We start from the raw sequence: 14,032 nt of genomic DNA, 5'->3' as shown, positions 1-14,032 counted from the left end.
AGGAGGTCCGGATGCCACGGCGATTGCCCACCGTCAGCGATGTCGCCCGCGCCGCGGGCGTCTCGCGCCAGACCGTCTCGAACGTGCTCAACTCGCCGGAGATCGTGCGCGAGGCGACCCGCGATCGCGTGACCGCCGCCGTCGCCGAACTGGGCTACCGGCCGCATGCGTCCGCCCGGCGCCTGCGCACGCGTCGGGCCTCCACGATCGCCGTGCGCCTCGACCCGTTCGCGGGCGGGATCTCGGGAGCCGTGCTCGACCGCTTCCTGCACGCTCTGACCGAGCGCGCCGAGGCCCGCGGGCTCACGGTCATGCTCTATACCGCGACGGACGCCGGCGACGAGATCCGGCAGTTCCAGCGCCTCGTCGACGGGGCCGTCGTCGACGCGTTCGTGCTCGCGTCCACGTACTCCGGCGATCCGCGCACCGAATGGCTCATCGAGCACGGCCACCCCTTCGTGACCTTCGGGCGGCCGTGGGGCATTCCCGAACTCGACGATCCGCAGCACTTCTGGGTCGACGTCGACGGCCGCGCGGGCGTCGCCGAGGCAGTGCGGCGCCTCCGCGCCTCCGGAGCGCGGCGCGTCGGATTCCTCGGCTGGCCTGCCGGCTCGGGCACCGGCGACGAGCGCCGCGCCGGCTGGGCGGCGGCGCTCGCCGAGGCGGGGGTGGACGCAGGCGAGCGGGCGCTGCTGACGGTGGATGCCGAGGAATCGGTGGCGGCGGCGCGCGCGGCCGCGAAGCGGCTGCTTGGGCAGGCATCCGATCTCGATGCCATCGTCGCCGCCAGTGACACGCTCGCCCTCGGCGCGCTGATCGCGACCGGCGGCGCGCTGCGCGTCGTGGGTTTCGACAACACCCCGGTGGCGGAGGCGATCGGATTCTCGAGCATCGATCAGCGCGTCGACGAGGTCGCCGCCGCCGCGCTCGAATTGCTCGACCTCGTCGGCCGCAGCGAGGCCGGCGATCCGCGCAGTCACCGCCTGATCACCCCCGACGTCATCATGCGCACACCCGGCCCGGCCCTCGGCCTCGTCGGCTAGAGCGTGTCCGCCGTCGGGTCAGCGCGCGCCGGTTCCGCGCGCGCGGCCGCGCCGTGCCGTTGCCATGTGCCGCGCCGTGCCGCCCCGTGCCGTTGCCCGCGCCGCGCCGCTGCCCCGTGCCACCCCGTGCCGCTGCCCCGCTTGGTCGCGAATGGCTCCCTTCGTGGTCGCGTGTGGCCCGCTTCCCGCTGAGAAGCGGGCCACACGCGACCACGCGGAAGGCGACGCGAGAACATCGCGCAAACAATGGTTGCGCATTAGAGGCGAGCCGGATAACGTGATGTGCAACCAATAGTTGCGGGAGGATCGCATGGAGACCATGGACAGCGCCGAGCTCGGCGAGATCAGGCGCGAGCTGTATATCGAGGCGGCGCCCGAGATCGTGTTCGACGTCATCAGCAAGCCGGAGCACGTAGCGCAGTGGTGGCCCGACACGGCCGACTACGAGCTCGTCCCCGGTGCCGCCGGCGAGATCACCTTCCGCGACCGCGGACGCGGCGTGAAGACAGAGAGCCTCACGGTGATCGAGGTCGATCGGCCGAGGTCGTTCTCGTTCCGCTGGACGCATCCCGCAGGCGAGTCGGCCGAGGCGGGCAACTCGCTGCTCGTCACCTTCGAACTCGTGCCGACGGGCGAGGGCACCGTCGTCAAATTCGTCGAGACGGGCTTCCGCGAGCTGGGCTGGGACGCTGCCGCGACCGAGGCCCTCTACAACGATCACATCGTCGGCTGGAATCTCTTCCTGCCGAAGATCACGCCCTATGCCGCCGCTGTGGGCGCTGCCGCATGAATGCCTCGATCGACGACGAGCTGTGGTCGGCGATCGGCGACCCGATGCGCCGCCGCATCCTCGATCTGCTGCTCGCCGGCAGCGCAGGCACATCGACCTCGCTCAGCGAGCAGCTGCCGGTCAGCCGCCAGGCGGTCGCCAAGCACCTCGGCGTGCTCGACGAGGCCGGTCTCGTGCATGGGACGCCCCGCGGCCGCGAGCGGCACTACGAGATCGACCAGGCGCAGTTCGCCCGTGCGCTCGCGCAGCTCGCCGCCGTCACGGAGGCGTGGGACGGTCGCCTCGCCCGCATCAAGCGCATCGCCGAGGCGATCCAGCAGCAGGCGACGTAGGCCCGAGAGCGCGCGCCGAACCGCTCAGCGCTTGGGCGCGGCCGAGGTTGCGGCGGCGCGCTCGCGCTCCTCGCGCGCGGCCGCCTCGGCGTTTCCGCGCACCTCGGCGTTCGCGGCGGCGATCGCCTCGGCCGCCGCCGCGGCGCGCGAGGCCGGCGTCGAGGCGCCGGGCCGCCGGGCGGGCATGCGGCGCGGCGGCTCGCCGCGGCGGTCCTGGCCGGGCAGCGGGCGCGAGCGGCGGCCGTAGATGAGCTCGGAGGAATCCAGCAGCCACGGCACCAGCGCGATGACGACGCCGTGCACGAGCATCAGCTCGCGGCTGATGCGGCGGGCGCGGTGGTTGTGCAGGATCTGCTCCCACCAGTGGCCGACGATGTACTGCGGCAGGTAGACGGTGACGACCTCTGAGCCGCAGAACTCGCGGCGCTTCTTGATGTACTTCGCGAGCGGCAGCGCGTAGTCGCGGTACGGCGAGTCGATGAGCGTCAGCGGCACGTGGATGTTCATGTCCTGCCACTGCTGCTTGAGCCGCTCGGTCGACTCGGTGTCGACGACGATGTGCACCGCCTCGATCGAGTCGTGCTTCGCCGCGATCGCGTAGTCGAGGGCCTTCAGCGCCGGCTTCTGCATCTTGCCTACCAGCACGATCGCGTGGTCGCCGGTGGAGCCGTAGGTCGTGCCGGCATCCACCTCGACCTCCTTCTCGACGTCGCGGTAGTACCGGTTCACGCCGAGCATCAGCACGAACAGGATCGGCATGATGATGAACACGACCCAGGCGCCGTGCGTGAACTTCGTGATCGTGACGACGATGAGAACGGATGCCGTGAGGATCGCGCCGAAGGAGTTGATGCTCAGGCTGCGGATGATCGCCCCGCGGTTCATCAGCTCGCCGTCCGCCGTGCGGAATCCGGCCCCCTCTCGGCCGGAGCGCAGCAGCCGCACCCAGTGCTTGACCATGCCCGACTGACCGAGCGTGAACGACACGAAGACGCCGATGATGTACAGCTGGATCAGGTTCGAGAGGTTCGCCTGGTAGATCAGCAGCAGCACGATCGCGGCGAGCGCGAGTCCGACGACGCCGTTCGAGAAGACGAGGCGGTCGCCGCGGGTGCTGAGCGCCTTCGGGGCGTAGGAGTCCTTCGCGAGCACGTACGTGAGCAGGGGGAATCCGTTGAACGCCGTGTTGGCCGCGAGCAGCAGGACGACCGCGGTCGCCGCCTGCACGATGAAGAACAGCACGGAGTCGTTGCCGAAGGTCGCGGCGGCGAGCTGCGCGACCAGGCTGCGCTGCGGCTCGGTCGCGCACTGCGCCCAGCCGACCAGGTCGCACGGATTCTGTGCGTAATGCACATGCGCGATCAGAGCGGTGACGACGAGGCCGACGAACAGGGTGACCGAGATCGTGCCGAGCAGCAGCAGGGTGGTGCGCGCGTTGCGGATCTTGGGCACGCGGAACGCCTGCACGCCGTTCGCGATCGCCTCGACGCCCGTCAGGGCGGAGGCGCCGCTCGCGAACGCGCGCAGCAGCAGGAGGATCAGCCCGGCCTGGGTCAGGCTCTCGGCGTGGGCGACGCTGTAGCCGGCCGACTCGGCGACGGGCGGATGCCCCAGTGCGGTGCGCACGAGCGCGGTGATCACCATCACGCCGATGCTCGCGGCGAAGACATAGGTCGGAATCGCGAAGGCCTTGCTGGCCTCGCGAACGCCGCGCAGGTTGACGACGGCGATGAGGGCGACGAAGACGATCGAGAGCTCGACCCGGAACTCGTGCAGCATCGGCAGGGCCGAGATGATGTTGTCGACGCCGGAGGCGACCGACACGGCGACGGTCAGCACGTAGTCGGTCAGCAGGGCCGCCGCCACGATGAGGCCCGCCTTCTCGCCGAGGTTCTTGTGGGCGACCTCGAAGTCGCCGCCGCCCGAGGGGTACGCCTTGATCAGCTGGCGGTACGAGGCGACCACGGTCACCAGCACGACCACGACGGCCAGGGCGATCCAGGGCGAGAACGCGAGGAAGGAGACGCCGCCCGCGAGCAGGATGAGCATCAGCTCTTGCGGGCCGTAGGCCACGGAGGAGAGCGCGTCGGAGGCGAAGATGGGTAGGGCGAGACGCTTCGGCAGCAGCTGGCCCTCGAGCTTCTCGCTTGCCAGCGGCTCGCCGATCAACCAGCGCTTGGCGGAGAACGCCTCGTTGGTTGAGGTCTTAGCCTCGTTTGTCACGAGCGGCAACTCTAATACCCGCGAAACACCTATCAAAACCGCGTGCCGCCATGTCGGGACACCTCTAAGCAGGCGCTCAGCGGTGGATCACCTGCAGGACGTCTGCCCGCAGTCTGGCCAGCTCGGCGCGCAAGCGTCCGACCGCGGCATCCGTCAGCTCGCCCTTCGCCGCCACGGCGCGCAGCTCGCTTCTCAGCTGCTGCCGGAATTCGTTCAAGGCGAGCTCCGCCTCGCGCAGGGCGAAGCGGGACTGCACCTGGGCGTCCTGATCGGGGCCGGCCTGCGTGTACTGCCCCGAGGCCGGCTTCGCGTGCTCCTTGGACTCGCGGGCCGCACTCGCGAGGTCGGCGCGCAGCGACTTGAGCGCCTGGTTCACCCCCTGGCGCACCTCGTCGGCGAGCCGACGCACCGAGTCGGTGACCTCGTTCTCGATGTCGCGCAGCTCGCTCTCGCGGCGCTGCAGCTCGAGGCGACCGGCATCCGTGATCTCGTAGACCGTCTTGCGGCCCTGCGTCGTCTTGGTGACGAGTCCTTCTTCTTCGAGCTTCGAGAGACGCGGGTAGATCGTCCCCGCGCTCGGGCTGTAGGTGCCGCCGAAGCGGGCTTCGAGCGCCTGGATGAGCTCGTAGCCGTGCTTCGGCGCCTCTTCGAGAAGGCTCAGCAGGTAGAGGCGCAGGCTGCCGTGACTGAAGACGGGGGGCGTCACGCTGTCGCCTTCGGGGCCTCGCTCGTGGCATCCGTCGGGCTGCCGGCACGTCGCACGACCGAGACGTTGCCGCTCACCGAGTTCGCGTTGACGTCGATCCAGAGCTTGTCGAGCGGGCCGTCCTGGTAGTCGACGTTGCGCGCGCCCTGGCCGCGATAGATGTTGTTGTCGATCTGCAGCACGCCGGAGACCGAGTTGACGCGGAAGCGCGCCGGGACGTCGCCGTCGAGGCGCAGCGTGAGATCGCCGCTGACGGTGTTGTGGCGGATGCTGTCGGGCACGCCGCGCACATCGAGGAACACGTTGCCGCTGACCCCGTCGACGGTCACCCGGCTGAGCGTGCCGCTCGCCGTGACGTCGCCGCTGACCGTGTTGGCCTTCACCGCGCCGAGGTGATTCTGCACGGCGAGCTCGCCGCTCACCGCGTTCAACTCGACGTTGCCGACCAGGGTGTCGGTCGTGAGGTCGCCGTTCACCGTGCTGAGGCGCGCGTCGCTGATGAGGCCGGAGACGAGGGCGTGGCCGCTGACCGTGCCCAGCTTGAGCGCGACGTTGCGCGGGACGAGGACGCTCACCTCTGCCCGTGCGCGGCCCTGCCACGAGCGGAACACATCGATGAAGTTGTCCCAGCGCAGCTGCGGGTGGTCGATCTCGAGTCGGCCGTTCTCGGCGACGATCTTGATGTCCTTGCCGGTCACGCCGCTGATCTCGACGCGGGTCGTCGGCTCGTCGTGGCCGATCACGTCGACCTGGCCGCCGATGAGGCCGATCTTCACGGAGGTGATGCCGTCGATGTCGACGGTCTTGGACTGGCCCGGGTTGACGAGCCACTTCTCTTCGGGCATCCGATTCTCCAATCGCGATATATCTCGAAAGCCGATGCCACCAGGCTAACACGATATATCGCGTTTGCGCCCTCGGGGTTCCCCCTGATTCCGCGCCGTCGTTTGGACCCGGTCGTCACTTTTGCACGCCTCGTGCGGTCCTTCCGTGCATTCGTGCCGACCCAGCGTCGTGGCGCCTGGCAGGTCGTCAACTTTGTACGTCTCCATCACCGGCGGCGTGCTTTTGTGACGACCTGGCGGGGGCGAGTGCCGGTTTGTGTGACGGCTGGGGGCGGGTGGATCCGGGCGCCGCCAGCCTTTCTTGGTAAGGCGCTCGTCCAAGTCGTCGAGGATGTCCGCCTTGGCCATCCCGGCCATGATGCGGATGTCGTGCCAGCCGGCCCGCTGCAACGCGTTGTACCTGACTCCGTCTCGGGCGAACTGATCGGGATCGTCGGCGTGATGCCGGCCTTCGTAGTCGAGCCCGGTCTGCGCCCATTCGTACGCCAGGTCGAGAATCGCGATGAGCTCGCCGTTGGCGTCGCGAACTTCGTGTGAGATCGTCGGCTCGGGGAAGCCGGCGCGCATCAGGATGAGGCGCCACTCGGTTTCTTTCGGTGACTCGGCATTCTCGCGGATGAGTTCGAAGGCTTCTCGCAACAGGAGTGCGCCAGGCTTGCTTCCCCATTTGCGAATGGCATTCGCGAGGCGGTCGCGCGTGGTCAATTTCCGCTGCCGGTAGAACAAGGCGTCGCCTGCGGCGATGAGCTCGTCGAGAGTGAGCAGCGTCGAGAGTTCGCACCAGGCATCCGTCGGCGCCTGCACCCGCCAGCCGTCGCGCTCGACAACATGGGGCCTGCGCAGGGCATGGCCGATCGTTCCGTCCACCCGCGGTGCGCGATTCGGCCACTGGGTCGCGACGTGCACGGGCCCGCCCTGCACGGCCCATGGCAATGGGAGCCCCCAGTAGACGGCCGCCGATGCCGAGCTGAAGAACTGCTCGCCCGACAGCAGCGGCTGGTACTCCTCAAGGCGTCGGAACGCGATTCTCTGTGGCTTCGCGTCGGTCGCCAATGGCGGCAACGAGCTCCGTGCGCCGTGGTATTGCCGCGCGAGGTCGTCCCGCCGGATCCGGCGTCTGCTCACCCCGGCGGAGAGGGCTTCGCGCACGGTGAATGCGCGCGACGAGAGAGCGGGTGGCAGAGGTTCTGGGGGTCGCATGGGTCATGAGTCTGCGCATCCGGCGGGGTGCGCGTGCGGCCGGTCGCGTCAAACGGGAAGAACTGCGCGATGGCACGGGCTGTGGACGCCAAGATCGCTCTGGAATGGCCTTGTGGTGACTCGAGGCTCCCGGGGTCTCCTGCGCGATCCGTGTCAGGTCGTCACCAACGCACGGAAACGTGGCCTTGAGCGTGCGTTTGTGACGACCGGCGCGCGAGGGCACCCGTCGGTCGTCACGAGTGCACGCTTCTGCGCCGCGTGGCGTGATTTTGTGACGACCGGGAATGGGAACTCGGTGCGCGGCCTCGGCGGGCGGGCCGGGGCCTCGGGGCGGCACCCAGCCTGGCGTGACCTCGCGCTGACAGGATGCACGCATGCATCGTCTCGCCTCTCTGAGCATGAAGAACCGCGCGCTCATCGCCCTCATCACGATCTGTGCCGCGATCTTCGGCGGGGTGGCGCTGACGAACCTCAAGCAGGAGCTGATCCCGAGCGTGCAGTTCCCGCAACTCGCGATCTTGACGACCTACCCCGGCGCGAGCCCTGCCGTCGTCTCGAATGACGTGAGCACGCCGATCGAGACCGCCATTCAGGGCGTGCCGGGGCTCGACCAGACCTCGGCGGTCAGCTCGACCAATCAATCCCTGATCACGGCGCAGTTCGACTACGGCACGAACCTCGACACCGCCGAGCAGAAGATCAACCAGGCGATCAACCAGGTCTCGTCGACGCTGCCGTCGAACGTCACCCCGCAGGTGATCAGCGCGAGCCTCGACGACCTGCCCGTCATCCAGATCGCCGCGACGGGCAGCGCCGACACCGCCAAGCTCGGCGACGACATCACGCGGCTCGTGTTGCCCGAGATCAAGAAGGCCGACGGAGTCGATGACGCCCAGCTGATCGGACTCGCCGGCCAGCGCGTGACCATCACGCCCGACACCGCGAAGCTCGCCGCCGCGGGGCTGACGACCCAGGCGATCACGACCGCGCTGCAGCAGAACGGCGTGCTCGTCGGCGCCGGTCAGCTCACGCAGGGCGCGCAGACGCTCACGGTGCAGGCCGGCTCGCAGCTCGGCTCGGTGGACGACATCAAGGGGCTGCCGCTGATCTCGAGTGGGGGAGCAGGGGATGCCGGCGCGGGCTCGGCCGCCGGCGGGGCAGGCGGCCTGCCGCTCGCGGATCCGGCAACGCCGGCTCCGTCGGCGCCGAAGACCATCGGCGATGTGGCATCCGTCAAGCTCGATACCGACCCGCAGACCACGCTGTCGCGTGTGAACGGCGAGCCCGCGCTCACGATCGCGGTCACCAAGCTGCCCGCCGCCAACACCGTGGCGGTGTCGAACGCCGTCAAGGATCTGATCCCCGAGCTCACGGCGAAGCTCGGCGGCGACGTGAAGCTCACGACCGTGTTCGACCAGGCGCCGTTCATCACGCAGTCGATCTCGTCGCTCGCCGAAGAGGGCCTGCTGGGCCTCGGCTTCGCGGTGATCGTGATCCTGGTGTTCCTGCTCTCGGTGCGGTCGACGATCGTGACGGCGATCTCGATCCCGACGAGCGTGCTCATCACCTTCATCGTGATGTGGGCGAGCGACTACACGCTCAACATCATCACGCTCGGCGGATTGACCATCGCGATCGGGCGCGTGGTCGACGACTCGATCGTCGTCATCGAGAACATCAAGCGACATCTGGTGCCCGGCGCCGACCGGGCGGCCACGGTGGTGAAGGCGGTGCGCGAGGTGGCTGGAGCCATCACGGCATCCACCATCACGACCGTCGCCGTGTTCCTGCCGATCGCGTTCGTCGGCGACGTGACCGGCGAGCTGTTCCGGCCCTTCGCCGTCACCGTCACGATCGCGCTGCTCGCCTCCTTGCTCGTCGCGCTCACGATCGTGCCGGTGCTGGCGTACTGGTTCGTCCGTCCGCCGAAACTCAAGGAGGGCGGCCGAAGCGCCCTCGAAGCCGACATCGAGGCGGGGCGCACCGACGAGCTCGAGCACCCGAGCCGCCTGCAGCGCGGCTACCTGCCGATCATCAACTGGACTCTGCGCCACTCGGGCGTCACGGTGCTCATCGCAGTGGCCGTGCTCGTCGGCACCGTCGCGCTGGGCCCGCTGCTGACCACCAACTTCCTCGGCGACAGCGGCCAGAACACGCTCACCGTGAACCAGACCCTGCCGCCCGGTGCGAGCCTCGACGCGAAGAGCGCCGCGTCGAAGCCTGTCGAGAAGCTGCTGCGCGACACGAAGGGCGTCGAGACCGTGCAGACCTCCGTCGGCGGCTCGGGCAGCGCGATCGCGGATGCCTTCGGCGGGGGCGGCAGCGGCACGACCTTCTCGGTGACGACCGACCCGAGCGTCGACCAGGTCGCCCTGCAGAGCACGATCAAGAGCAAGATCGCGGAGCTGAAGGATGCCGGCACCGTGCAGCTCGCGGCAAGCCAGGGCTTCGGCGGCTCGAGCGACATCGAGATCGACGTGACGGCGTCGAACGACGAGGACCTGCGGCAGGCATCCGATGCCCTCGTCACGAAACTGCGGGGCTACGACTCCCTGACGCAGGTGTCGAGCGGGCTGTCGGCCGAGCTGCCGTACATCGCCGTCGACATCGACCGCGCCAAGGCCGCGCAGGCCGGTCTCACCGAGGTCGCGCTCAGCCAGCTCGTGTCACAGGCGATGCAACCGACGCAGGTCGGCACGATCGCGATCGACGAGACGACCCTCAAGATCTACCTCGACAACCCCGACGCCCCTACCACCGTCGACCAGCTCAAGGCGCTGCAGGTTCCGACCGCCGCCGGTCCGGTGGCGCTCGACACGCTCGCCGACGTGCACCAGGCGACCGGTCCGACCAAGGTGACGACGGTGAAGGGTCTGCGCAGCGCGACGATCACCGCGACGTCGGCCGGGCAGGACCTGACACAGGCGAACCGCGACGTGAACGCCGCGCTCGCCGCGGTGAAGCTGCCCACCGGCGCGACGGCCACCCTCGGCGGAGTCCAGCAGAGCCAGTCGCAGGCCTTCTCGCAGCTGGGGCTCGCGCTGCTCGCGGCGATCCTGATCGTCTACATCGTGATGGTCGCGACCTTCAAGTCGCTGCGCCAGCCGCTGCTGCTGCTCGTGTCTGTGCCGTTCGCGGCGACCGGGGCGATCCTTCTGCAGCTCGTCTCGGGCGTGCCGCTCGGCGTCGCCTCGCTCATCGGCGTGCTGATGCTGATCGGCATCGTCGTGACGAACGCGATCGTGCTCGTCGACCTGGTCAATCAGTATCGGGAGCGGGGGATGTCTGTGCCTGAGGCCGTCGCGCACGGGGCCTCGCGCCGTCTGCGGCCGATCCTGATGACGGCGCTCGCGACGATCTTCGCGCTGACGCCGATGGCGATCGGGCTGACCGGGCGCGGATCGTTCATCTCGCAGCCCCTCGCGATCGTGGTGATCGGCGGGCTCGTCTCGTCGACGGTGCTCACGCTCGTGGTGCTGCCGACGCTGTACAACCTCGTCGAGGGCGCCCGCGAGCGGCGGCTGGCGCGGCGCTCCGCTCGCGCCGCTGCCGCGACCGACCCCGCGGCGTAGCCGGCGCTCCTTCGGCGCAACTGCGGCGCCCGGCGGCGCCAGCTGCGCGGGCGGCGCCGCGCGGGCGGACGGCGTGGCTAGGAGCCGAGCTGGGCGTGCAGGAAGGAGACGATGTCCTTCTGCATGCGCGGGGTCAGCACGCCGAAGGAGTGCCGCCGGCCCTCCGTCACCTCGACGGTGACCGGCACGCCGGCCTTCCGCAGCGCGGTGGCGAGCGCGTCGCCCTGCTCGCGGGGGACGAAGTCGACGGATGCCTGGCCGATGAACGTCGGCGGGTCGCCTGCGCTCACCATGAGCAACGGCGATGCGAGCGGCGCGGAGGGGCATCGCGCGAGGGACGGGCAGTTCAGGAATCCGGTCTCATCCGCTGTCAGCCGCGGGTCCTGCCGGGCGGTCAGCGCGCCCGCGGTCAGGTCCATGGGGCCGGAGAGGTCGACGAGCGCCGAGACGCGGTTATCGCGGTCGCCGCGCAGGGCGAGCAGCGCGGCGAGGTTGCCGCCGGCCGAGCCTCCGAAGACGCCGACGCGGTTCGGGTCGATCTCGTAGTGGCTCACGGTGGCGGGGCGGCGCAGGAAGCGCAGCGCGGCGAGCGCGTCGTCGGGCTGTGCGGGGTAGCGGGCGGCTGGCCACAGCCGGTAGTCGATGTTGAAGGTGACGAAGCCGGCCTGCGCGAGCCACTCGCAGGTGGCGGTGACGGTCGATTTGTTGCCGGAATGCCAGCCCCCGCCGTGGATCAGCAGCACCGCAGGCCGCGGCTCGCCGGTCGCCGTCGGAGCGCACACGTCGAGCTGCTGCTGCCGGTCCGCAGTGCCGGCGTAGGGCACGTCGGCCGTGACGACGACTCCGGGCGGCGGGCTTGTGCGGGCGACGGCCGCGGGGGCGGCGTGGGCGCCGGCCGCCGTGGGGGCGGCATCCGTCGCCGAGCACGCGCTCAGCGCGATGGCGCCGAGCGCGAGTGAGGCGAGTGCGGCGAGGAGACGCCCGCGGGTGCGGATAGGCTGCCACGCCGGTGAGAAGTGCGTAGCCACGAAGGCGTCTCCCGTTGCTGTGTAACGCAGGGATCATAAGCACGGATGCCTGTGCCTGAGCACCACCCGAACAGGGCATACGGATGCGTGACCGGCGGTCTCCCAGGCGCCGTGCCGTAGCCTGGTCGGGTCGGCTTTCTGATGTGCCCAGTGTGGGCGACCCAAAGTTTGTATGTCGGAAGGCGCCGGTAGGAGCGATCTGTGCTCCCGGACCTCGTCGCAGAGCGAGCTCTGATTCATACGCAAACGTCAGAAAGCAGTGGCTTCTCCATGCCCAAGAACGAGAAGCGCGGCGGCAGCCGCGCGCCCAGGAACTTCGACCCCAATTCTTCTTATTCGCGCTCCAAGAGCGTCAAGCCCGGCTCGCGCAGTGCGGGTCACCGCGGGTACCGACCGGATTCATCCGACGAGGCACCGGCGAAGAAGAGCCGCTGGTCGTCCGAGACGCGCGTCGCGCGTGGCCACTCGGCTGACCGTCGCGAGAACGCCCGCCCCGAGCGGTTCGAGCGCCAGGAACGGTTCGAGCGAGAGCGTCAGCAGGACCGCGGCGAGCGCCGTTTCGAGGGCTCCAACCCCGAGCGCCGCGACCGTGATTCGCGCCCGGCCCGCAGCTTCGACCGCGATGACCGCGCCCCGCGTCGCTACGGCAATGACGAGCGCCCTGCTCGACGTTTCGATCGCGATGACCGTGCGCCGCGTCGTTTCGACCGGGACGACCGCGCGCAGCGTCGCTTTGACCGCGATGACCGCGCCCCCCGTCGTTTCGACCGTGACGACCGTCCCGCCCGCCGGCCGGAGCGCGATGACCGCGGCGAGCGCCGCTTCGAGCGGTCCAACCGTTTCGAGCGTGCGGCTGGCGCTAGGAGCGGCGACCCGGTGGGTCGCCGCGCGCCAGGCGCCGAGCGGGCTGTGCCCGCGAGGTCCGACCGCCCGCGTCACTTCGACCGCGATGAGCGCCCCCGCCGCGAGGCCCGGAAGAGCGACTTCTACGGCGACGCCTCTACGAAGGCATCCTTTACCCCGCAGGACGACGTCGTGCTCGAGCGCCTCACGGCGCAGGCGACCCAGGCCGGCGATGTCGAGGGTGTGACCTTCGCCGACCTCGGCCTCGGCTCGGGCATCGTGCGCGCGCTCGACGGCATGGGCGCGTCGAGTCCGTTCCCGATCCAGGCGGCGACGATCCCCGATGTGCTCGCGGGGCGCGACGTGCTCGGCCGCGGTCGCACGGGCTCCGGCAAGACCATCGCGTTCGGCGCGCCCGTCGCCGAGAGCCTGATCCGCTCGGGCTCCGAGGAGATCGCGAGCGGGAAGCGCACCAAGCGCCAGTTCGGCCGCGCGCCGCGCGCGCTGATCCTCGCTCCGACGCGCGAGCTCGCGCTCCAGATCGACCGCACGGTGCAGCCGATCGCCCGCGCGGTGGGCCTGTTCACGACCCAGATCTACGGCGGCGTGCCGCAGCGCGCCCAGGTCGTCGCGCTCGAGCGGGGCGTCGACATCGTCATCGGCACCCCAGGCCGCATCCTCGACCTGGTCGAGCAGGGCCGCCTCGACCTCTCCGAGGTGCGCGTCACCGTGCTCGACGAGGCCGACCACATGTGCGACCTCGGCTTCCTCGAGCCGGTGCAGACGATCCTGCGCCAGACGGCAGAGGGTGGCCAGAAGCTGCTCTTCTCGGCCACGCTCGACACGGGCGTCGCGGCGCTCGTCGATGAGTTCCTGGTCGACCCGGCCGTGCACGAGGTGGCCGGCGAGGACCAGGCATCCGGAACCATCGAGCACCGCGTGCTCGTCATCGACCACCGCGAGAAGCTCGAGGTCATCCGTGAGCTCGCGGACCGCGACGGCAAGACGCTGATCTTCACGCGCACGCGCAGCTATGCGGAGGACGTGGCCAACGGCCTCGAGGACGAGGGCGTCGCCGCCGTCGCCCTGCACGGCGACCTGAACCAGGCCAAGCGCACGCGCAACCTCGAGAAGCTCACCAAGGGCCGGGTGAACGTGCTCGTCGCGACGGACGTCGCCGCCCGCGGCATCCACGTCGATGACATCGACCTCGTGATCCAGGCGGACGCGCCCGACGAGTACAAGACCTACCTGCACCGCGCTGGCCGTACCGGCCGCGCCGGCAAGACGGGCACCGTCGTGACGCTGACCTCGCGCGGCCGCACGCGTCGCATCGAGGGCCTGCTCGAGCGCGCCGAGATCACCGCCGACTGGAGCGAGGTCCACCCCGGCGACATGCTGCTCGCCGACCTCGCGAACGGCGCCGCCGAATAGCCGGCTCGCGCTACAG

The 14,032-nt window shown here is 69.9% G+C and carries 10 protein-coding genes; 5 read left to right on the top strand and 5 right to left on the bottom strand.

Annotation, left to right across the window (positions count from 1 at the left end; all coding sequences use genetic code 11):
- Positions 1-11 precede the first annotated feature (11 nt).
- The 3 genes from ABD708_RS00410 to ABD708_RS00400 all read left to right on the top strand — a co-directional run bounded on the left by ABD708_RS00410 (position 12) and on the right by ABD708_RS00400 (position 2,165).
- Positions 12-1,043, top strand: coding sequence for a LacI family DNA-binding transcriptional regulator (locus ABD708_RS00410; RefSeq protein WP_344751266.1), 1,032 nt, complete (start codon positions 12-14; stop codon positions 1,041-1,043).
- 310 nt (positions 1,044-1,353) lie between these two features.
- Positions 1,354-1,833 carry an SRPBCC domain-containing protein gene (locus ABD708_RS00405; RefSeq protein WP_344751265.1) on the top strand — a complete coding sequence of 160 codons (480 nt, stop codon included), beginning with the start codon at positions 1,354-1,356 and terminating at the stop codon, positions 1,831-1,833.
- Positions 1,830-2,165 (top strand): ArsR/SmtB family transcription factor, encoded by a 336-nt coding sequence (locus ABD708_RS00400; RefSeq protein WP_344751263.1) that lies wholly within the window; start codon positions 1,830-1,832, stop codon positions 2,163-2,165. The genes ABD708_RS00405 and ABD708_RS00400 overlap by 4 nt, the downstream gene beginning before the upstream one ends.
- A gap of 24 nt (positions 2,166-2,189) precedes the next feature.
- Here the strand turns inward: ABD708_RS00400 and ABD708_RS00395 are convergent, their stop codons facing one another.
- The 4 genes from ABD708_RS00395 to ABD708_RS00380 all read right to left on the bottom strand — a co-directional run bounded on the left by ABD708_RS00395 (position 2,190) and on the right by ABD708_RS00380 (position 7,088).
- On the bottom strand, positions 2,190-4,388 hold the full coding sequence (locus tag ABD708_RS00395) for an APC family permease (RefSeq protein ID WP_344751262.1): 2,199 nt from the start codon (positions 4,386-4,388) through the stop codon (positions 2,190-2,192).
- Between the two features lie 76 nt (positions 4,389-4,464).
- Complete coding sequence (locus ABD708_RS00390; RefSeq protein WP_344751261.1) at positions 4,465-5,094, bottom strand: PadR family transcriptional regulator; 630 nt, start codon at positions 5,092-5,094, stop codon at positions 4,465-4,467.
- Positions 5,091-5,939 carry a DUF4097 family beta strand repeat-containing protein gene (locus ABD708_RS00385; RefSeq protein ID WP_344751260.1) on the bottom strand — a complete coding sequence of 283 codons (849 nt, stop codon included), beginning with the start codon at positions 5,937-5,939 and terminating at the stop codon, positions 5,091-5,093. The genes ABD708_RS00390 and ABD708_RS00385 overlap by 4 nt, the downstream gene beginning before the upstream one ends.
- A 45-nt stretch (positions 5,940-5,984) precedes the next feature.
- Positions 5,985-7,088 carry a hypothetical protein gene (locus ABD708_RS00380; RefSeq protein ID WP_344751259.1) on the bottom strand — a complete coding sequence of 368 codons (1,104 nt, stop codon included), beginning with the start codon at positions 7,086-7,088 and terminating at the stop codon, positions 5,985-5,987.
- A 425-nt stretch (positions 7,089-7,513) separates the two neighbouring features.
- On the opposite strand from ABD708_RS00380, the gene ABD708_RS00375 reads away from it, so the two are divergent.
- The gene (locus ABD708_RS00375; protein WP_344751258.1) at positions 7,514-10,711 is read left to right on the top strand and encodes an efflux RND transporter permease subunit; all 3,198 of its coding nucleotides are present in this window, start codon (positions 7,514-7,516) and stop codon (positions 10,709-10,711) included.
- 77 nt (positions 10,712-10,788) lie between these two features.
- On the opposite strand, the gene ABD708_RS00370 is transcribed toward ABD708_RS00375, so the two are convergent.
- Positions 10,789-11,739, bottom strand: coding sequence for an alpha/beta hydrolase (locus tag ABD708_RS00370; RefSeq protein ID WP_344751257.1), 951 nt, complete (start codon positions 11,737-11,739; stop codon positions 10,789-10,791).
- Positions 11,740-12,009: 270 nt separating this feature from the next.
- Here ABD708_RS00370 and ABD708_RS00365 point away from each other — a divergent pair, with 270 nt between their 5' ends.
- Entirely contained in the window at positions 12,010-14,016 is a 2,007-nt protein-coding gene (locus tag ABD708_RS00365) for a DEAD/DEAH box helicase (protein ID WP_344751255.1), read from the top strand.
- Positions 14,017-14,032 lie beyond the last annotated feature (16 nt).

The sequence above is a fragment of the Gryllotalpicola koreensis genome (assembly GCF_039538185.1).
GTDB lineage: Bacteria > Actinomycetota > Actinomycetes > Actinomycetales > Microbacteriaceae > Gryllotalpicola > Gryllotalpicola koreensis.
This window is presented reverse-complemented; position numbering and strand designations above follow the sequence as displayed.

Bases quoted from the DNA above. Each gene is read 5' to 3' on its own strand.
- ABD708_RS00410 (WP_344751266.1), top strand. From the start codon at position 12: ATGCCACGGCGATTGCCCACCGTCAGCGATGTCGCCCGCGCCGCGGGC.
- ABD708_RS00405 (WP_344751265.1), top strand. From the start codon at position 1,354: ATGGAGACCATGGACAGCGCCGAGCTCGGCGAGATCAGGCGCGAGCTG.
- ABD708_RS00400 (WP_344751263.1), top strand. From the start codon at position 1,830: ATGAATGCCTCGATCGACGACGAGCTGTGGTCGGCGATCGGCGACCCG.
- ABD708_RS00385 (WP_344751260.1), bottom strand. From the start codon at position 5,939: ATGCCCGAAGAGAAGTGGCTCGTCAACCCGGGCCAGTCCAAGACCGTC.
- ABD708_RS00375 (WP_344751258.1), top strand. From the start codon at position 7,514: ATGCATCGTCTCGCCTCTCTGAGCATGAAGAACCGCGCGCTCATCGCC.
- ABD708_RS00365 (WP_344751255.1), top strand. From the start codon at position 12,010: ATGCCCAAGAACGAGAAGCGCGGCGGCAGCCGCGCGCCCAGGAACTTC.